This window comes from Luteimonas wenzhouensis, assembly GCF_007859305.1.
Taxonomy (GTDB): Bacteria; Pseudomonadota; Gammaproteobacteria; order Xanthomonadales; family Xanthomonadaceae; genus Luteimonas; species Luteimonas wenzhouensis.
The window spans coordinates 218156-236279 of record NZ_VOHE01000005.1; the positions used below are offsets into that span (position 1 = coordinate 218156).

23 protein-coding genes and 1 pseudogene are annotated in these 18124 nt (G+C 72.6%); 12 read left to right on the top strand and 12 right to left on the bottom strand.

Going from position 1 to position 18124, the window contains the following annotated elements; translation table 11 throughout:
- Genes FQY79_RS15410 through FQY79_RS11115 form a run of 3 tightly spaced genes read left to right on the top strand, consistent with a single transcriptional unit; the run spans position 1 to position 1626 of the window.
- Entirely contained in the window at positions 1–144 is a 144-nt protein-coding gene (locus tag FQY79_RS15410) for a hypothetical protein (RefSeq protein ID WP_186759970.1), read from the top strand.
- On the top strand, positions 141–716 hold the full coding sequence (locus FQY79_RS11110) for a cytochrome c oxidase assembly protein (RefSeq protein ID WP_146312976.1): 576 nt from the start codon (positions 141–143) through the stop codon (positions 714–716). The genes FQY79_RS15410 and FQY79_RS11110 overlap by 4 nt, the downstream gene beginning before the upstream one ends.
- 25 nt (positions 717–741) lie before the next feature.
- A complete protein-coding gene (locus FQY79_RS11115) occupies positions 742–1626 on the top strand; it encodes a cytochrome c oxidase subunit 3 (protein WP_146312977.1) in 885 nt (294 codons plus the stop codon).
- Positions 1627–1776: 150 nt separating this feature from the next.
- Here the strand turns inward: FQY79_RS11115 and FQY79_RS11120 are convergent, their stop codons facing one another.
- Positions 1777–2004, bottom strand: a complete 228-nt coding sequence (locus FQY79_RS11120) for a twin transmembrane helix small protein (RefSeq protein WP_146312978.1) — start codon at positions 2002–2004, stop codon at positions 1777–1779.
- Between the two features lie 65 nt (positions 2005–2069).
- Here FQY79_RS11120 and FQY79_RS11125 point away from each other — a divergent pair, with 65 nt between their 5' ends.
- The 4 genes from FQY79_RS11125 (at position 2070) to cyoE (ending at position 5584) form a co-directional block, all read left to right on the top strand.
- Positions 2070–2789 carry an SURF1 family protein gene (locus tag FQY79_RS11125; RefSeq protein ID WP_146312979.1) on the top strand — a complete coding sequence of 240 codons (720 nt, stop codon included), beginning with the start codon at positions 2070–2072 and terminating at the stop codon, positions 2787–2789.
- Positions 2786–3355, top strand: coding sequence for a hypothetical protein (locus tag FQY79_RS11130; RefSeq protein ID WP_146312980.1), 570 nt, complete (start codon positions 2786–2788; stop codon positions 3353–3355). The genes FQY79_RS11125 and FQY79_RS11130 overlap by 4 nt, the downstream gene beginning before the upstream one ends.
- On the top strand, positions 3355–4566 hold the full coding sequence (locus tag FQY79_RS11135; RefSeq protein WP_146313011.1) for a COX15/CtaA family protein: 1212 nt from the start codon (positions 3355–3357) through the stop codon (positions 4564–4566). The genes FQY79_RS11130 and FQY79_RS11135 overlap by 1 nt, the downstream gene beginning before the upstream one ends.
- Before the next feature lie 79 nt (positions 4567–4645).
- Positions 4646–5584 carry a heme o synthase gene (gene cyoE / locus FQY79_RS11140; protein ID WP_146312981.1) on the top strand — a complete coding sequence of 313 codons (939 nt, stop codon included), beginning with the start codon at positions 4646–4648 and terminating at the stop codon, positions 5582–5584.
- A 4-nt stretch (positions 5585–5588) separates the two neighbouring features.
- On the opposite strand, the gene FQY79_RS11145 is transcribed toward cyoE, so the two are convergent.
- The 10 genes from FQY79_RS11145 to rpsU form a co-directional block, all read right to left on the bottom strand.
- Positions 5589–6017, bottom strand: coding sequence for a hypothetical protein (locus tag FQY79_RS11145; RefSeq protein WP_146312982.1), 429 nt, complete (start codon positions 6015–6017; stop codon positions 5589–5591).
- A gap of 40 nt (positions 6018–6057) precedes the next feature.
- Positions 6058–6663 carry a GyrI-like domain-containing protein gene (locus FQY79_RS11150; RefSeq protein WP_146312983.1) on the bottom strand — a complete coding sequence of 202 codons (606 nt, stop codon included), beginning with the start codon at positions 6661–6663 and terminating at the stop codon, positions 6058–6060.
- The gene (locus FQY79_RS15900) at positions 6660–6902 is read right to left on the bottom strand and encodes a DUF2200 family protein (RefSeq protein ID WP_146313012.1); all 243 of its coding nucleotides are present in this window, start codon (positions 6900–6902) and stop codon (positions 6660–6662) included. The genes FQY79_RS11150 and FQY79_RS15900 overlap by 4 nt, the downstream gene beginning before the upstream one ends.
- The gene (locus tag FQY79_RS15915) at positions 6899–7225 is read right to left on the bottom strand and encodes a GFA family protein (protein ID WP_484177363.1); all 327 of its coding nucleotides are present in this window, start codon (positions 7223–7225) and stop codon (positions 6899–6901) included. Before FQY79_RS15915 ends, FQY79_RS15900 begins: the two co-directional genes overlap by 4 nt.
- A gap of 19 nt (positions 7226–7244) precedes the next feature.
- Positions 7245–8528 (bottom strand): glycosyltransferase, encoded by a 1284-nt coding sequence (locus FQY79_RS11165; protein WP_146312984.1) that lies wholly within the window; start codon positions 8526–8528, stop codon positions 7245–7247.
- A 352-nt stretch (positions 8529–8880) separates the two neighbouring features.
- Positions 8881–10599 carry a DNA primase gene (gene dnaG, locus FQY79_RS11170; protein ID WP_146312985.1) on the bottom strand — a complete coding sequence of 573 codons (1719 nt, stop codon included), beginning with the start codon at positions 10597–10599 and terminating at the stop codon, positions 8881–8883.
- A gap of 180 nt (positions 10600–10779) precedes the next feature.
- Positions 10780–11670: a YihY/virulence factor BrkB family protein gene (locus tag FQY79_RS11175; RefSeq protein ID WP_146312986.1), complete on the bottom strand. Its 891-nt coding sequence runs from the start codon at positions 11668–11670 to the stop codon at positions 10780–10782.
- Positions 11671–11706: 36 nt separating this feature from the next.
- On the bottom strand, positions 11707–12225 hold the full coding sequence (locus FQY79_RS11180; RefSeq protein WP_146312987.1) for a GNAT family N-acetyltransferase: 519 nt from the start codon (positions 12223–12225) through the stop codon (positions 11707–11709).
- 402 nt (positions 12226–12627) lie between these two features.
- Positions 12628–13074 carry a GatB/YqeY domain-containing protein gene (locus FQY79_RS11185; RefSeq protein WP_146312988.1) on the bottom strand — a complete coding sequence of 149 codons (447 nt, stop codon included), beginning with the start codon at positions 13072–13074 and terminating at the stop codon, positions 12628–12630.
- 105 nt (positions 13075–13179) lie between these two features.
- The gene (gene rpsU, locus FQY79_RS11190; protein ID WP_027070884.1) at positions 13180–13395 is read right to left on the bottom strand and encodes a 30S ribosomal protein S21; all 216 of its coding nucleotides are present in this window, start codon (positions 13393–13395) and stop codon (positions 13180–13182) included.
- Positions 13396–13538: 143 nt separating this feature from the next.
- On the opposite strand from rpsU, the gene tsaD reads away from it, so the two are divergent.
- The 5 genes from tsaD to FQY79_RS11215 all read left to right on the top strand — a co-directional run bounded on the left by tsaD (position 13539) and on the right by FQY79_RS11215 (position 17835).
- Positions 13539–14576: a tRNA (adenosine(37)-N6)-threonylcarbamoyltransferase complex transferase subunit TsaD gene (tsaD, locus tag FQY79_RS11195; protein ID WP_146312989.1), complete on the top strand. Its 1038-nt coding sequence runs from the start codon at positions 13539–13541 to the stop codon at positions 14574–14576.
- Between the two features lie 77 nt (positions 14577–14653).
- Complete coding sequence (gene folB / locus FQY79_RS11200) at positions 14654–15022, top strand: dihydroneopterin aldolase (protein WP_146312990.1); 369 nt, start codon at positions 14654–14656, stop codon at positions 15020–15022.
- Positions 15023–16303 (top strand): mechanosensitive ion channel family protein, encoded by a 1281-nt coding sequence (locus tag FQY79_RS11205; RefSeq protein WP_246123096.1) that lies wholly within the window; start codon positions 15023–15025, stop codon positions 16301–16303.
- Between the two features lie 63 nt (positions 16304–16366).
- Entirely contained in the window at positions 16367–16879 is a 513-nt protein-coding gene (gene folK / locus FQY79_RS11210) for a 2-amino-4-hydroxy-6-hydroxymethyldihydropteridine diphosphokinase (protein WP_146312991.1), read from the top strand.
- Positions 16880–17004: 125 nt separating this feature from the next.
- Complete coding sequence (locus tag FQY79_RS11215) at positions 17005–17835, top strand: DUF6159 family protein (protein ID WP_146312992.1); 831 nt, start codon at positions 17005–17007, stop codon at positions 17833–17835.
- Between the two features lie 65 nt (positions 17836–17900).
- Here FQY79_RS11215 and FQY79_RS15415 read toward each other — a convergent pair.
- A pseudogene (locus FQY79_RS15415) lies at positions 17901–18124 on the bottom strand (IS110 family transposase); the annotation flags it as partial.

Below are 18124 nucleotides of genomic sequence, written 5' to 3' on the forward strand. Positions count from 1 at the left end.
ATGACCGCGATGACCGCGCCCCGGCACGACGACGACAGGCTCGCGCAGCAGCGCAGGCGCGCCGTGCGCACGGCCATCGTCGCCGGCGCGATCGCCTTCGCGGTGTACGTGGCGTTCATCCTTTCCGGGGTGATCGGGCGATGAGCGGCGGCGGCAAGTTCGGCATCGCCAAGCTGCTGGGCGTGTCGCTGGCGGCGTTCGCGTTCACCTTCTCGCTGGTGCCGCTGTACCGCATCGCCTGCGAGAAGGTGTTTGGCATCCGCATGGACAACAGCGCCGCCGACGCCTCGGCCTACGCCGCGGCCACGCCGGCCGAGCGCTGGGTCACCGTGGAGTTCGACAGCACCGTGAACTCGAAGCTGCCGTGGGCGTTCGAGCCCAACGACACCCGCATGCGCGTGCGCGTGGGCGAGCAGTACGAGGCCACGTTCGCCGCGCGCAACCGCAGCGACCGCCCGGTGGTCGGCAGCGCCACGCCCTCGGTGGCGCCGGCGCGGGCCTCGGCCTACTTCCAGAAGACCGAGTGCTTCTGCTTCACCGCGCAGACCCTGCAGGCGGGCGAGGCGCGCGACATGCCGGTGCGCTTCATCATCGACCCGGCGCTGCCGCGCGACGTCCACACGATCACCCTGTCGTACGCGATCTTCAAGAACGACGTGCTCACCGAACGCCTCGCGGCGGCGCCGTCGTCCACCGTGCCGCATTCGGCACCCTGACCCACGATTTCCACGGACCCACGCCATGTCCCAGGCCCACACCGCAGAACACGACCCCAACGTCTACTTCGTGCCCCACGGCAGCCGCTGGCCGGTGTTCGCTTCGATGGCGCTGTTCACCGCGATGTTCGGCCTGGCCACCTGGTTCAACGACGTCGACTGGGGCCGGACGGTGTTCTTCGTCGGCGTGGCCGGCCTGGTCGCGATCCTGTTCAAGTGGTTCGCCGACGTGATCCTCGAGTCGATCTCGGGCTACTACAACAAGCAGGTCGACGTCTCGTTCCGGATGGGGATGGTCTGGTTCATCTTCTCCGAGGTGATGTTCTTCGCCGCGTTCTTCGGCGCCCTGTTCTACACCCGCCAGTTCGCGCTGCCGTGGCTGGGCGGCGCCGGCGACGGCGTGGCCACCAACTACCTGCTGTGGGAAGGCTTCAGCGCGGCCTGGCCGACCGCCGGTCCGGGCGAGGTGGGCGGCGCGTTCCAGACCATCCCGGCCTGGGGCCTGCCGCTGGTCAACACCCTGATCCTGCTGACCTCGGGCGTGACCATCACCATCGCCCACCACGCGCTCAAGGCCGGCAACCGCCCGCAGCTGCTGCTGTGGCTGGGCGCGACCGTGGCCCTGGGCTGCCTGTTCCTGGTGTTCCAGGTCGAGGAGTACATCCACGCCTACCGCGACCTGAACCTGACCCTGGGCTCGGGCATCTACGGCTCGACCTTCTTCATGCTCACCGGCTTCCACGGCGCCCACGTGACCCTGGGCACGATCATGCTGATCGTGATCTGGATGCGCTGCGCCAGGGGCCACTTCACCAAGGAAAACCACTTCGCCTTCGAGGCGGTGGCCTGGTACTGGCACTTCGTGGACGTGGTCTGGCTGGGCCTGTTCCTGTTCGTCTACGTCCTCTGAGGGACGTCGGCCCCGTGATCCGTGGCTGGTGACCGCCAGCTCGCGCCGTTCCCGCCAGGAGCGCCCGATGCGGCGCTCCTGCGCGTTTACCGGTCCGCTCCCGGACAGCCGCGCGCGCGGCCGTCGGCGCCCGGCGCGCCCGTGCCCGGCTCAGTCGGGGTTGCGGCCCACGCCGTGGAACTCGATCCAGCCCATGTAGTGGGCCAGCACCACCAGCAGGATCAGCACGATCGACAGCGCGATGCGCTTGGTCAGGGCGTTGACCGTGCGCTTGGTCTGGCCCTTGTCGACCAGCATGTAGTACAGCCCCGCGCCCAGGTTCCACAGGATCAGCGCCAGGAAACCGACGATCACCAGGGTCTTGATCGAATCGTTCATCAGCCGGTCCCGTGGCGCGGCATGCGCGGGTCGCGGGCATTATCGCAGCCCGCGGGCAAGGCCGCATGAGGTTGCGCCATGGCCGCCTGCTGGGGTGGACGCTGGCGCTGCTGGCGATGGTGCTGTTCGGCGCGCTCGGCCGCTGGCAGCTCGGGCGCATGCACGAGAAGCAGGCCGTGCTCGACGCGGTCAGCCGCGTCCTGGAGGCGCGCGCGCCGCTGTCGCTGGCGGCGGCCGGGGAGGCCGGGCGTGCCAGCGGCTTCGACTGGGCGGCCGGCCGCGGTGCGTTCGCCGATGCGCCGGCGGTGCTGCTGGACAACCAGCAGCGCGACGGCCGTCCCGGGGTGCGCGCCTACCGCCTGTTCGAGCCCGACGCCGGCCCGCCGCTGCTGGTGGAACTGGGCTGGCTGCCGCTGCCGGGCGACCGCGCGATGCCCGCGGTGGACCGCCCGCAGGGCCCCCTGGACGTGCAGGGCCTGCTCGCGCCGCCGCCATCGGCCGGCATCGGCCGCGCGCGCCTGGCCGCCGAGCCGGGTCGCGGCGTGGTCGTGGTGACCGCGCTCGACGCCGGGGGCCTGGCCGCCGCCCTGGGGGTGCCGGCGCTGCCGCCGCGCGTGCTCAAGCTCGATCCCGGGCTGCCGCTGGGGTTTGCGCGCGACCTCGATGTCCTGCCCAATACCCTGTCCCCGCAGCAGCACCTGGGCTACGCCGTGCAGTGGTTCGGGCTGGCCCTGGCCGTGCTTGCCACCGCACTCGTCCTCACCTTCCGCCGTCCCCGCCGATGAACGCCCCCATCCCGCCCGAACAGCGCGCGCGCAACCGCGCCATGCTGGTCCTGATCGTCGTGCTGTTCCTCGGCAGCGCCCTGCTCGCGGGCGCGCTGCGCCTGTCGGGATGGCGGCCGGAGGGCACGCGCAACCACGGCGAACTGCTCGAGCCCCCGGTCGACCTGCGCGAACGCGCACTGCTCCTGGGCGACGGCGGCCGCTATGAATGGCGGCCGGCCGAGCGCACCTGGCGCATTCTGGTCGCGCCGCGGCCCGGCTGCGGCGAGTCGTGCGTGGAGCTCTCGCGGAACATTGACCTGGTGTGGCAGCTGTTCGGCCATCGTGCCGACCACGTGCATATCCTCTGGGTCGGCGAGGCGCCCGCCGACGCGGTGCGCAACGCCGCCTGGCGCGGGATCGCGCGCGACCCCGCGCTCGTCGCCACGCTGCCGCGCCACGACGATCCGGCCGGCACCCCGGTGTACGTGGTGGATCCGAACGGATTCGTGATCCTGCGTTACCCTCCCGGATTCGACCCGGGCCACCTGCGCGAGGACATGGCCCGACTGCTCAGGCTCAGATGATGGCAAGCCCCGCACCCGTCCCGTCGCGCCCGCACGTGTACCGCCACTTCCACCGCATCGCCTGGCTGGCGGTGGCGCTGACGTTCGGCGTGATCGTGTTCGGCGCGTTCGTGCGCCTGTCCGATGCCGGCCTGAGCTGCCCGGACTGGCCGACCTGCTACGGCCGCGCGACCTGGCCGCAGGCCGCGCACGAGGCGAGCGACCACGCGGCCAGCGCGATCCGTCCGTTCGAGGACCACAAGGCCTGGCGCGAACAGGTGCACCGCCACCTCGCCGCCTCCCTCGGCGTGCTGGTGCTGGTACTGGCGCTGCTGGCGGCGCGCCGCCGGCGCTTCGGCATCGCCCTGGTACTGGGCGCCTCGGCGCTGGTGGCCGCGGCGATCCCGATGTACATGCGCGGGCTGGTGCTGCCGGCGCTGCTGGTGGCGGGCGCCGGCGAGGCGCTGCTGCTGGGGGCCGCGGCCGCCTGGTTGCGCGCCAACGGCGCCAGCGCCGGGCGCGACCTGGCGCCGGTGGCCGTGCTGACGCTGGCGGTGGTGGTGTTCCAGGCCCTGCTCGGCAAGTGGACCGTCACCATGCTGCTCAAGCCGGTGATCGTGATGGGCCACCTGCTCGGCGGCATGCTCACCTTCTCCCTGCTGGCCTGGATGGCGTGGCGCGCCACCCACCTGCCGGTGGTGCTGGCCGACGCGGCGGCGCTGCGGCGCTGGCTGGTCGCCGCGATCGCGGTGCTGGGCGTGCAGATCGCGCTGGGTGGCTGGGTCAGCGCGAACTACGCGGCGCTGTCCTGCGGCGCCGGCGGCTGGACCACTCCCCAACCGCATTACCTCGACTTCCCCAGGTGCGTCGGCCAGTGGTGGCCGCCGGCCGACTTCCGCGAAGGCTTCGTGCTCTGGCGCGGCGTGGGCGTGGACTACGAAGGCGGCGTGCTCGACGGCGCCTCGCGCATCGCGATCCAGCTGGCGCACCGGCTGTTCGCCGTGGTCGCGGCGGGCGTGCTGCTGGCGCTGTCCTGGCGCATGCTGCGCACGCCGGGCATGCGCGGCTGGTCGCTGCTGCTGGCCCTGCTCACGCTCGGCCAGGTGCTGCTGGGCGTGCTCAACGTCAAGCTGTCGCTGCCGCTGCAGGTGGCGGTGATGCACAACGGCGGCGCCGCGCTGCTGCTGTTCGTGCTGGTGTCGCTGCTGGCGCGGCTGCGGCGGGCGACGTGATGGCGGTGGCACGGGGCATTCAGCCGGCGTCGCGCGTCGTGGCCCGCCCGCGGCCCGGCACCCCTGCCGGGGAGGCGTGATGGGCAGCGGTCGCGCGTTCCTCCTCGGCCAGTACTGGGCGTTGACCAAGCCACGCGTGGTCTCGCTGATCGTGTTCACCGCGCTGGTGGGCATGTTCCTGGCCGTGCCCGGGCTGCCGCCGCTGCGCCAGACCGTGTTCGGCCTGCTCGGGATCTGGCTCGCCGCCGCCTCGGCCGCCGCGATCAACCACCTGATCGACCAGCGCATCGACAAGGTGATGGCGCGCACCGCCGACCGCCCGCTGGCCACCGGCGCGTTGCGTCCGGCCCAGGTGCTGGCGTTCGCGGTGCTCCTCGGCGCGGCCTCGATGGCGATCCTGGTCGCGCTGGTGAACCCGCTGACCGCGGCGCTCACCTTCGCCTCGCTGATCGGCTACGCCATCGTCTACACCGGCTTCCTCAAGCGCGCCACGCCGCAGAACATCGTGATCGGCGGCATCGCCGGCGCCGCGCCCCCGCTGCTGGGCTGGGCCGCGGTGACCAACATGGAAGGACAGTGGGACTGGGCCCACGCCCTGCTGCTGGTGCTGATCATCTTCGTCTGGACCCCGCCGCACTTCTGGGCGCTGGCGATCTTCCGCCGCGCCGACTACGCGCGCGCGCTGGTGCCGATGCTGCCGGTGACCCACGGGGTGGAGTACACGCGCTGGCAGATCCTGTTCTACACCGTGCTGCTGTGCGTGATCACGCTGCTGCCGGTCGCGATCGGCATGAGCGGCCTGTTCTACCTCGGTGGCGCGGTGGTGCTGGGGCTGGCCTTCCTCTGGTACGCCTGGCGCCTGCTCGAACCGCCGGACGAGCTGTTCGCGATGAAGGTGTTCAACTACTCGGTGGTGTACCTGATGGCGCTGTTCGCCTTCCTGCTGCTCGACCACTGGCTGCTGTCGTGGCTCGAACCGGCGGCCGCGCCGGCGCTGCGGTTCGAACGCGTCGGCTGAGCCGCTAGAAGCGGCGGCGCAGGAACCGCGCGGTCGCGTCCGACAGGCCGGCGATCTTGTGCGTGGCCTGGCGGTAGAACTTGAAGTTCAGTTCCGTCTCCGGCCTTCCGTCCTCCCAGTCGCAGAAGCGGCGCAGCGTCTCGCGCCCCAGCGGCCGGCGGACCAGCGCGTCGCGGCGGACCCGGACGCTGACCCGCGGCGTCTGCCGGGCCACCCCGGGCGTGCGCGGCAGCGGCCCGGCCCAGGTGACCGTGCCCATCGCGACCAGGCCCGGGCCACCGCCGGGGCCGTCGGCGAACACGAAGAGCCTGTCGCCCGCGGCGATCGCCTTGCCGCCGTACATGGTCTTGCAGGCGGTGAACTCGAACTGCGCCGCATGGACGTCGTCGAGAAGGGCCTTGATCGCGAATGCGCGTTGCCTGCCTGCGTCCATCGCTTTCCTCCAGCGGCCAGGGGCCTGCGTCGCCGTCCGCTCACGCCATCGGCTGGCGGATGATCGTGCGCCACTTCGCCGGATCGGCGCGGCGCACGTCGCTCAGGTAGATCTCGTGGTGCCTGCCGGCGAGGCGGCCGCGTCCGGCGATGAAGTCGTGCACGCGCGCGATGGTCGGGCCTTCCGCGCTGAACGGTCCGACGTGCAGGACCTGGGCGCAGCGACCCTCGGTGAACGCTTCGAGCCGCAGCCGGTCGAGGCCCGGCAGGGCCTTCTTCGCCCGCACCTGCGCGATCGCGGCCTCGAGCAGCGCGTCGCCGACGAAGTCCGGCTGCAGGACCATCATCCTCCAGCGCCAGCGCGCGCGGTCGTCCGCGGCGAACACGGCGTGGTCGTCCACCCACCACAGCCCTTCCAGCGGCATCACCGCGTAGTCCGGGCCGCCGGCCTTCTTCAGCATGAACTTCGCGGCGTACGAAACCGAGAACAGCGCCTCCACCGCTTCGGCATAGGCCGGCTCGGTGTTCGGGTCGCCGCGACCGTCCACCATCAGGAAGCGCAGCGCGGGCACGCGCACTTCCACCACCTCTTTCGTCGACGCGGCATAGAGGTGCCGGAGCTCGCGCCTGAGGTCGATCTTCGTCATCGGCGCGGCGGCACGCGCGGCTCAGGCCGGCAGGATCCTGTCCATCGGCTTGCCCTTCGCCCCCCCGTCGACCCGTGTCCCTGTTCGCTCGGCCGCTGCAGACCCGCCCGGTCGCGGCCGGTGGGCCAGCGGATCACCTGGCCCACATCGTCCTCGCGGCGCCCTTCGCCCGTGGTCTTCCGCACGTGGAGCGGATAGACGTTCGAGCACTTCATCGTGAAGACGCGATGCGTGTTCATGCCAGCTTCCCTCGTGGCGACGCGCCGGCCCGTCGCCGGTCCCGCGGCCGGGTGGGCATGGTAACGGCTGCGCGCTCGGTCGATGCGTTCGATGCCCTCGGGCAGCCCCACCCAGGGGTGGCGGCGTTCCTCGTACACCGATACCGTCGGCGGCGGGAACCGCGGATCGGCAAAGGTGCCGACCGGGATCGCGCCTGCACCGCGAACGCGCTGCCGCTGCGCCGCTGGCAGGCGAGGCCGTGGCAGACCGACACGCACACCGGTTCGGCGCGCACGGTGGCGGTGAGTTGGCCGCAGGCGCGCGATGCGTGGCGGATGGTCATGGCCTCGACGCGCAGGCGTTCAACAGGATACGTCCGCACCGGCGAAGCGCCGTTCGATCAGCCGCACCGCGGTGGCCACGCCGTCCTCGCGCGCGACCCGTTCGCCAAGCGTGCGCGCCCGGCGCGCCATCGCGTCCGAAGCGGCCACCTGCGCGATCGCATCGGCGAGGCGGCGTGCGGTGAGACCGCGGCGCGACAGCGGACGCCCGCCCACGCCGGCGCGCCGCAGCGCGTCCGCCCACATCGCCTGTTCCGGAATGTGCGCCGCCACCACCGAGGGGACGCCCGCGCGCAGGGCGGCGTGCGAGGTGCCGGCGCCGCCGTGGTGCACCACCAGCGCGCAGCGCGGAAAGACCTCGCCGTGCGCCGCGGATTCGACCAGCAGGACATCTTCGTCCGCGCGCAGCCCCGCGGCTTCCCACCCGGCCGCCTGCACCACCGCGCGCAGCCCGGCGCGACGCGCCGCCTCCACCAGCAGGCCGACCGTCTCGCGCAGGTCGCTGCCCGCCATCAGGCTGCCGAAGGTCAGGTACGCCGGGGGCGGGCCGTCGGCGAGGAAGCGTTCGAGCGCCGGCGGCACGCCGCCTTCGACCGGCTCGGCCAGGTCCAGCGCGCCGCTGACGTGCACGTGCGCCGGCCAGTCCGGCGCAGGCGGGCAGAGCGTCGGGCTGCAGGCGAGCAGGGTGAGCCGCGGCGAGTTCCAGACCCGGTCGAGCAAGTCGCCGGCGGTCGGCAGGCCGTGCCGCGCGCGCATCCGGTCCACGTCGCGCTTCATGCCCTGGTCGAGGACGAACCGCGCCATCCGCCAGGCCAGGCGGTTGCCGGCGCGGCCGAGGTCGGGCAGGCCCATCGGCGGGCGATACGCGGACGGCAGGGCGACCGGCGCCAGCGCCACCGCCGCCCAGTCGCGACCGTGGCGCTCGGCCGCGGCCTGGAGCGGATGCAGGACGTGGTGCCCCACCACCAGGTCGTGGCCGGCGCACAGGCGTTCCGCGGCTTCGAACATGGCCTCCTCGGCCGGCAGCAGGATGCGCTCGAACATCCGCCGCGCCTGCCGCGCCGGATTGCGGATGCGCTCGAGCTCGCGGCCGATGCGCTCGAGCGCCGCGCGGTCGCCCACCACCGGCGAGGCCACGTCTTCGAGCCGGAACGGCAGCCGCGGGGCCAGCGCCGCGTAGCGCGCGCTGTCCACGCAGGTCACCGCCAGCGTCACCGCGTGCCCGGCCGCGTGCAGTCCGTGCGCCAGCGCCAGGAACGGACGCACGTCGCCATGGCTGCCCCAGGTCTGGAGACCGATGCGCATCGTCCCGGCCGTCGCCTCGAGTGTCCGCGCCTACTTCCGCCGCCGGTCCTGCCGCCGGCCTGGCGCATCGTCCCGGCCGGAGTCGCGGCCGGTCTTCCGGCGGGGTGGGGCGGCCTGCGCCCCGCATGGGCCGGCCGACGGCGAGCGGGCGAAGGCGGGCCGGAACGGGCCGAAGGCCAGACCGGCGGGCGGCGGAGACAGGTGCATCGCAGGCTCCCTGCACGAGGACGGGTTCAGGCTAACGCAGGCGGGCGTGCGCGGCTGTCGTGGCGGCGTGGGGGCTTGCGGGCGCGCAAGGGCCGGGGTGGGGACAACACGGCGCGGCCGCCACCAGCCGCCCCGCCGGCGCCCCCTACCTCCGCGCCTGCAGCAGCTCCCGCAACTCGGCCTTGTCCGCCTCGTCCAGCCCCTCGCCGCGCTGCTTGTCCTGCAGTTCGTCGATGCGCTGGTCGATCGTCTGCCGGTCGAGCTGGGCGATGGCGTCGAGGAACTCCGCGCGCCAGGCCTCGGGGTCGCCGGGCAGGTCCTGGCTGGCCAGCTTCTGCAGCGCCGCGCCTTCCTTGCGGTCGGCGAAATGCCCGATCAGGGTCCCGGTGGTGATCTCCGGGCGCGCGCTGACCAGGGCGATCAGCTCGGTCAGCAGGTCGATGCCCGGCTGGCGCAGGGCCACGAAGCGGTACGGCGGCGCCAGCTCCAGCGCCAACGAGGGCTGCTGCAGCAGCAGCGCGATCGCGCTGCGCACCACGCTGCGGCGTGGCGGCGCCAGTGGCCGGCTGCCATGGCTGCGCACCGGCGCCGACGGCGCGGCCGCGGGCTTCGCCTGCAGGCCGGTGATCTCCGCCAGCCGCTGCTGCATCAGGTCGCCGAAGGCGCCATCGGGGATCTGCGCCAGCAGCGGCCGCGCGCGTTCGGCCAGCCGCGCCCGGCCGTCGAGCGTGGACAGGGCCACGCCCTCGGACAGGGTGTCGAAGAAGAACTGCGACAGCGGCGTGGCCTGCTGCAGCCGCGCGTCGAATCCCTCCGCACCCTCGCTGCGCACGATGCTGTCGGGGTCCTCGCCCTCGGGCAGGAACAGGAAGAAGGCCTGGCGCCCGTCGCGCATGCGCGGCAGCACCGATTCCACCGCCTTCCACGCCGCCGCGCGCCCGGCGCGGTCGCCGTCGAAGCAGAAGTACACGTCCGGCGCGTTGCGGAACAGCAGCTCGGCGTGGTCGGGCGTGGTCGCGGTGCCGAGCGTGGCCACGGCCTGGGTCACGCCGTGCTCGAACAGCGCGATCACGTCCATGTAGCCCTCCACGACCACCAGCCGCGCGAGCGTGCGGTTGGCCTGGCGCACCTGCCACAGGCCGTACAGTTCGCGGCCCTTGTGGAACAGCGGGGTCTCGGGCGAGTTGAGGTATTTGGGGCCCGCGTCCTTGCCCAGCACGCGGCCGCCGAAGGCGATCACCCGGCCGCGGCGGTCGTGGATCGGGAACATCACCCGGTCGCGGAACTTGTCGTAGACGTGGCCGCGGTCGTTCTTCGACAGCAGCCCGGCACGGTCGAGCAGCTGCAGCTGGCGCGGGTCGGTGCCGAGCGCGTCCTTGAGCGCGGAAAAGCCCTCCGGCGCGTAACCCACCGAGAACTGCGCGCGCACCGCCTCGCCCACGCCGCGGTCGTCGAGGTAGCCGCGCGCGCGATCGCTGCCGGCCAGCTGGCGCTGGAAGTAGCGGCAGGCCTCGTCCAGGACTTCGTACAGGCCCTGGCTTTCTGGATTGGCCGCGCGCTGGCGCGCCTCGCGCGGCACCTCCATCCCGGCCTGGCGTGCGAGCTCGTCGACCGCATCGAGGAACTCGAGCCGGTCGTAGTTCATCAGGAACGAGATCGCCGTGCCGTGCGCGCCGCAGCCGAAGCAGTGGTAGAACTGCTTGGTCGGCGAGACCGTGAACGAGGGCGAGCGCTCGTCGTGGAACGGGCAGCGCGCCGAATACTCCCGGCCCTGGCGCTTGAGCGGCACGCGCGCCTGGATCACCTCGACGATGTCGGTGCGCGCCAGCAGTTCGTCGATGAAGGCGTCGGGGATGCGCGCCATCAGCCGGGCCTTCGCGGCACGCGCGCCCGCGCGCCCGCCGCGCCGGCCATGGCGGCGCCGCTTGCACGCGGGGAGGCGTCTGCAGTCCGGGACACGCGGCCATGATCGCATCCCGGCGCGTCCCCGGGCAGCGTCTGCGGCCGTCGCCCTTACCGGGCGCGTGCGCCCACGCCTCCGCCGCTAGCGGACGCCGCGCGCCTGCGCCCGGACCCTTGCCCGCGCCAGCCGCCCGTCGCGCGAGACCCGCTCGTCGATCAGGGCGGTGACCAGCGCGCCGGTGAAGAACACCATGGCCGCGTAGTACATCCACACCAGCAGGATCACCAGGGTGCCCATCGAACCGTAGGCGCTGCCCGGCGCGGCGCGGGCGATGTACAGGCCGATGGCCCAGCGCCCGAGCACGAACAGCAGCGAGGTGATCACCCCGCCCAGCAGCGCCTGGCGCCAGCGCACCCGGCGGTCGGGCAGGTAGTGGTACATCAGCGCGAACGCCAGCGAATACAGCGCCAGCGCGGCCAGGTTGCCCAGCACCGGCAGGGTCGGCGAGCCGGCAAACAGCACCTCCAGTGCGGTGGTCAGCGCCGCCGAGACCACCAGCAGGAAGCCCAGCGCCAGTACCACACCGAACGAGAACACCCGCTTGCGCAGCCAGGCCAGCAGGCCGCCGAGCCGGCGCGCATCGGTGTGGAACACCAGGTTCAGGGTGTTCTGCAGGCGGGCGAACACCGCGGTGGCGCCGACGAACAGCAGCAGGGTGCTCCACATCCCCGCCAGCGAACCCACGTCGGGTCGCGCCTCGGCGTTGCGCAGCACGGTGGCGGCGACCTCCTGCGCACCGCGGCCGGCCAGCGCGCCCAGCTGCTCCATCAGCTCGGCCTGCGCGGACGGGTAGAGCGAGGCCGACAGCCACAGCAGCAGCACCAGCAGCGGCGCCAGCGAGAGCAGGGCGAAGAACGACAGCGAGGCGGCGTGGGTGAGGAGGTCGATCTCGACGAAGCGCCGTACCAGCTGCGCCGGCAGCGTGCGCTGCAGGCGGTCGAGGCGGGCTTGCCACGCGGGAGGCACTCGCATGCGGCGCATGATGGCGGCCGCAGCGTGGCGGCCGCGTCAGCGCGTGCCGTCCGCCGCCGCGTCGGCGTCGGCGGCGGCCAGCCGCGCCAGCGCCTCGCCGGTCACGCGCTGGGTGGTCCAGCCGTCCATGCCGACCGCGCCGAGGCTGCGGTAGAAGGCGATCGCCGGGGCGTTCCAGTCCAGCACCGCCCACTCGAAGCGACCGCAACCGCGTTCCACCGCCAGCCGCGCGAGGTGGACCATCAACCGCCGGCCGATGCCGAGGCCGCGGAAGCGCGGCTCCACGAACAGGTCTTCCAGGTACAGGCCGGGCCTGGCCAGGAAGGTGGAGTAGGTGTGGAAGAACAGGGCGAAGCCGGCGACCGCGCCGTCGGCCTCGGCCATCACCACCTCGGCGCAGGGCGCGGGGCCGAACAGGGTGTCGGCGAGTCTGTCCTCGTCGGCTTCGACCTCATGGGCGAGCCGCTCGTACTCGGCCAGCGCACGGATCAGTTCAAGGATCCTGGGCACGTCCCCGCGGTGCGCGGGGCGCAGGACGATGTGGGGAGTCTGCATGGCGTGATTGTGCGGCAAACACCGCCGCGGGTGCGGCGGTGTGACGAGTGCTCGACTCCTTCCCCCGCGCGGCGGGGGAAGGCCGGGATGGGGCATGGGCGAGCCGCGACAGTGGGGGGCGGTCCAGGGGTGCCCCCCTCCCAACCTCCCCCCGCCATGCGGGGGGAGGGGCCGGATGCGGCGGCGCGGTGGGTGATTCGACCCCCCGCGCGGCGGGGAAGGTCGGGAGGGGGATGGGCGAGCCGCGACAGGGGGGGCGGTCCTCGGGTGCCCCCCTCCCAACCTCCCCCCGCCATGCGGGGGGAGGGGCCGGATGCGGCGGTGATTCGACGCCTCCCCCGCGCGGCGGGGGAAGGCCGGGAGGGGGCAGGCGCGCGCCGCGCGCGGGTTGGCGCGGCGGGCTCAGCCCGCCAGGGCCTTCTTGACCAGGGCCGAGACCTGGCCCATGTCGGCGCGGCCGGCCAGTTTGGGCTTGAGCGCGCCCATCAGCTTGCCCATGTCGGCCGGGCCGCTGGCGCCGGTGGCGGCGATGGCCGCGTCGATCTCGGCCTGGATCTCGGCCTCGCCCAGCTTCTCCGGCAGGTAGGCCTCGATCACCGCGATCTCGGCGCGCTCCACCGCGGCCAGGTCCTCGCGCCCGGCGGCTTCGTACTGGGCCACCGAGTCGCGGCGCTGCTTGACCATCTTCTCCAGCACCGCCAGCACCGCCGCGTCGTCGAGCTCGATCCGCTCGTCCACCTCGCGCTGCTTGATCGCGGCGTTCATCAGGCGGATCACGCCCAGGCGGTCCTTCTCGCCGGCCTTCATCGCGGCCTTCATGTCATCGGTCAGTCGCTGCTTGAGGGACATGGTGCGCTCCGGTGCGGATGGCGGGGGTGGTGGAAATGCGGGGGACAGAAACGCAAAAAGCCGGCCACGCTCGCGCGTGCCGGCTTTCGGCGGCGTCGCAGCGGCTCAGTACAGGCGCTGGCGCTTGGTGACGTCGCGCGCCACGCGGCGTGCCTGGCGCTTCACCGCGGCCGCCGCCTTGCGCTTGCGCTCCTGGGTCGGCTTCTCGTAGTACTCGCGCTTGCGGGTCTCGGCGAGCACGCCGGCCTTCTCGCAGGTGCGCTTGAAGCGACGCAGGGCAAACTCGAACGGCTCGTTTTCGCGGACTTTGACGCTTGGCATAGGAATCTCGGTTCTTGGGTCACCGGCCGGCCGACCGGGCTGGGGCGAACGCTGGCGTTCGCGTGCGCCTGGTCCCCGGACCCGGCGAGCCGCGTATGATAACTGCCTGACTCGCAACGGCGCAAGCCGCCCCCCGCCCTCCCGTGAAGGTCCTCGGCATCGAATCGAGCTGCGACGAGACCGGCGTGGCCGTGTACGACACGGCCCTGCCCGGCGCGGCCGGCCTGCGCGCCCATGCGGTCTACAGCCAGGTGGCCCTGCACGCCGAATACGGCGGGGTGGTGCCCGAGCTGGCCAGCCGCGACCACGTCCGCAAGCTGCTGCCGCTGGTCCGCCAGACCCTGGCCGAGGCCGGGCTGGGCGTGGGCGACCTGGACGGAGTGGCCTACACCGCCGGCCCGGGCCTGGTCGGGGCCCTGCTGGTGGGCGCGGCGGTGGCCCGGTCGCTGGCCTGGGCGCTGGAGGTGCCGGCGATCGGGGTCCACCACATGGAGGGCCACCTGCTGGCCCCGCTGATGGAGGACGACCCCCCGTCGCCGCCGTTCGTGGCCCTGCTGGTGTCCGGCGGCCACACCCAGCTGGTGGCCGTGGACGGGATCGGCTGCTACCGGCTGCTGGGCGAGACCCTGGACGATGCCGCCGGCGAGGCCTTCGACAAGACCGCCAAGCTCATGGGCCTGCCCTACCCGGGCGGCCCCCAGCTGGCGGCCCTGGCCGAACAGGGCCGGCCGGGCGTGTTCCGGTTCTCGCGGCCGATGACCGACCGCCCGGGCCTGGACTTCAGCTTCAGCGGGCTCAAGACCCAGGTACTGCTGGCCTGGCAGCAGTCCGACCGGTCGGCGCAGACCCGGGCCGACATCGCGCGCGGCTTCGAGGATGCGGTGGTCGAGACCCTGGCGATCAAGTGCCAGCGCGCGCTGGATGCGGCCGGCAGCGACGTGATCGTGGTCTCCGGCGGCGTCGGCGCCAACCGCCGCCTGCGCGCGCGGCTGCAGGAGATGGCCGCGGCCCGCGGCGGCCGCGCCTGCTTCCCGCGCCCGGCGCTGTGCACCGACAACGGCGCCATGATCGCCTTCGCCGGCGCCCTGCGCCTGGTCGCGGGCCAGCACGACGGCCTGGAGATCAACGCCGTTCCGCGCTGGGACATGGCCACGCTGCCGCCGGTGGCCGCGGCGGCGTGAGCGGCGTCCGGTGACTGCCGGGCGCCGGCACCGCGGCGTCCCACCCCCACACGAAGAGGTCGGCGACAATCCCCGTCATGGACAAAGTCTTCATCGAAGGCCTCGAGATCGAGGCACTGATCGGGATCTACGACTGGGAACGGCGGATCCGCCAGACCCTGGTGTTCGACCTGGAGATGGGTTTCGACAACCGCGCGCCCGCGGCCAGCGACGACATCGCCCACACGCTCAACTACAAGGCGGTGAGCAAGCGCCTGATCGAGTACGTCTCGCAGTCGGACTTCGGCCTGGTCGAGACCCTGGCCGAGCGCTGCGCCCGGATCGTGATGGAGGAGTTCAACGTGCCCTGGTTACGATTGAAGCTCAGCAAGCCGGGTGCGGTGCGCGGCGCGCGCGCGGTCGGCGTCATCATCGAACGCGGCAACGCGCCACACGGGAACGGATAGTTGCAACAACAGCTCGAGCACCTGCGCACGGCCCTGGCGCCGTACCCCTGGGCCTACACCCTGGCCGTGGTCGCGGCCCTGCTGCTGGCGGCATGGCTGGCCAACTGGGTGACCAAGCGGATCCTGCTGGGCGGCATCCAGCGCCTGCTGGCCGCCACCGCGGCGCGCGGCGAGGCCGAGGGCCGCGAGGTGCGGATGCGGGTGATCCCGCGCCTGGCCAACGTGGTGCCGGCGATCGTGATCGCGGTCGGCGTGGGCATGGTGCCCGACCTGCCGCCGCAGCTGACCACGGTGCTGCGCGCGCTGTGCCAGGCCTTCATCGTGCTGACCATCGCGCTGGCGGTCTCGCGCGCGCTGGACGTGGCCAACGAGGTCTACGAGCGCCGTCCCGACGCGCGCAACCGGCCGATCAAGGGCTACCTGCAGGTGGCCAAGATCATCATGTTCGCGCTGGTCGCGATCTCGATCGTGGCCACCCTGGCCGGGGTCCAGTTCCTGCACGTGCTCACCGGCCTGGGCGCCGCGACCGCGGTGCTGATGCTGATCTTCCAGGACACCATCCTGTCGCTGGTGGCCAGCGTGCAGATCAGCAACGACGGCCGGGTGCGCATCGGCGACTGGATCGAGATGCCGTCGCAGAACGCCGACGGCGACGTGATCGACATCGCCCTGCACACGGTGACGGTGCAGAACTGGGACAAGACCATTACCACGGTCCCGACCAAGAAGCTGATCAGCGAGTCGTTCAAGAACTGGCGCGGGATGAGCGAGTCGGGCGGGCGCCGGATCAAGCGCGCGCTGTACCTGGACCAGCGCTCGGTGCGCTTCCTGGACGACGGCGAGGTGGCGCGGATGCGCCGCTTCGTCCTGATCGACGACTACCTCGACCGCAAGGCGGCCGAGCTGCGCGACTGGAACGCGCGCCTGGCCGAGCGCGGTGCCGAGCCGGTCAACCGGCGCCGGGTCACCAACCTGGGCACCTTCCGTGCCTACGTCGAGCAGTACCTGCGCCACCACCCGGGCATCAACCAGGGCATGACCCTGCTGGTGCGACAGCTGCAGCCCACCGCCGAGGGTCTTCCGCTGGAGATCTACTGCTTCACCAGCGACGTGCGCTGGGCGTTCTACGAGGGCATCCAGTCGGACATCTTCGACCACCTGCTGGCGATCCTGCCCGAGTTCGGCCTGCGCGTGTTCCAGCGCATGGGCGACGGCCCGCTGCAGGTCGACCTGCGCGGCGGGCCGCCGGCCGCGCAGCCCGTCCCGCCCGCCGCCGGCTGAGCGGCGGGGACTCGCCGCGCCGCGCCCGGATCGGCGATCATGTGCGCCCTCCCGGAGCGCGCCATGCACACCGCCTACCTCAGTCTCGGCAGCAACCTCGAGCCCGGGCGGCATCTGCGCGCGGCGGTGCGCGCGCTGCGCGAGCGCTTCCCCGGGGTGGTGGTCTCGCCGTTCTACCGCTTCCCCGCGGTCGGCTACGCGGGCCCCGACTTCCTCAACGCCGCCGCGGCGCTGGAGACCGACCTGGACGCGCACGCGCTCAACACCTGGCTGCACGCGCTCGAGGACGCCCACGGCCGCGACCGCAGCGGCCCGCGCTACAGCGATCGCACCCTCGACATCGACATCGTGCTGTTCGACGACCTGGTCGCCGAAGGCCCGGGCCCGGCCACGCCGGCCGGCACCACCCCGATCCTCCGGGTGCCGCGTGACGAGCTGCGCCACGCCTTCGTGCTCAAGCCGCTGGCCGACATCGCCCCGGACGCGCGCCACCCCGTGTCGGGCCAGCGCATCGGCGCGCTGTGGGCGGCGCACCCCGACCACGGGGTGGACTTCGAGCGGGTCGATCTGGCCTGAGGCCGACGAGGGACGCCGCCGGCCGGTCACATCCGCGCCGCTGGCTCCGTCGTGTCATGGCAATCCCGCCTTGCCGCCGCCGGCACGCGGCGGCAGGATTCGACCGGCAAAGGGGAGGACACGCCATGTTCGACAAGGTTTCGCGCAGCTGGGAACTGGTCAAGGCCAGCGCTTCGGTGCTGCGATCGGACAAGGAGCTGATGCTGTTCCCGGTGATCTCCGGGCTCGTCACCCTCGTGGTCGCGGCCACCTTCCTGGTGCCGGCGATCGCGCTGAAGCTCTTCGCCAACGGCGTCGGCGTGGGCGGCGTGCTGCTGGGCTTCCTGTTCTACTTCGTCCAGTACAGCATCATCATCTTCTTCAACTGCGCCCTGGTGGGCGCGGCGATGATCCGGCTCGACGGCGGCGATCCCACGCTGGCCGACGGCCTGCGCGCCGCGCGTGCGCGGATCCCGTCGATCCTGGGCTACGCGGCGATCGCCGCCACCGTCGGCGTGCTGCTGCAGGGCCTGAAGAACAAGGACAATTTCCTCGTGCGGGTCATGGCCAGCGCGCTCGGCGCGGCCTGGACCCTGGCCACCTTCCTGGTGGTGCCGGTGCTGGTCTCGCGCGACGTCGGCCCGATCGACGCGCTCAAGCAGAGCGTGGCCCTGCTCAAGCGCACCTGGGGCGAGAACGCGGTCGGACAGATGGGCATCGGCGCGGCCTTCGGCCTGATCACCTTCGGCGTGGTGGTCGTGGGCGTGGCGACGACCGTATTCGCGGCCCAGCTCTCGGGGGCACTGGCGGTGCTGGTGGGCGCACTGTTCCTGCTGGCGGTGCTGCTGGTGGGCGTCTACCAGGCGGCGTTGAGCGGCATCTACTCCGCGGCGCTGTACCGCTATGCCGTCTCCCACGAAACGCCGGACGCTTTCCGCGGCGCGGACCTGGAGCACGCGTTCCTGCCGAAGGATTGAGGCTCTGGTCGCGGCTGAAGCCGCTCCTACAGAATGCGTGCGCCTTGTAGACACTCTGTTCCCAGTCAACCCTGCACAACCGCGAACAGCTTGCTGCCGTCGTAGCGTGCGGGGTTGCGCACCAAGGCCCACACGGCTGTGAGCAGCTTGCGCATCACCGCTGCCACGGCTTGCATCTTCTTCTTGCCCCGGGCCAGCAGCCGATCGCGGAAGGCCTTGGCATGCGGGTCGTGGACGATGGCGGTCAGGGCCGGCATGTAAAGCGCCCGGCGCAGGTACTTGTTGCCGT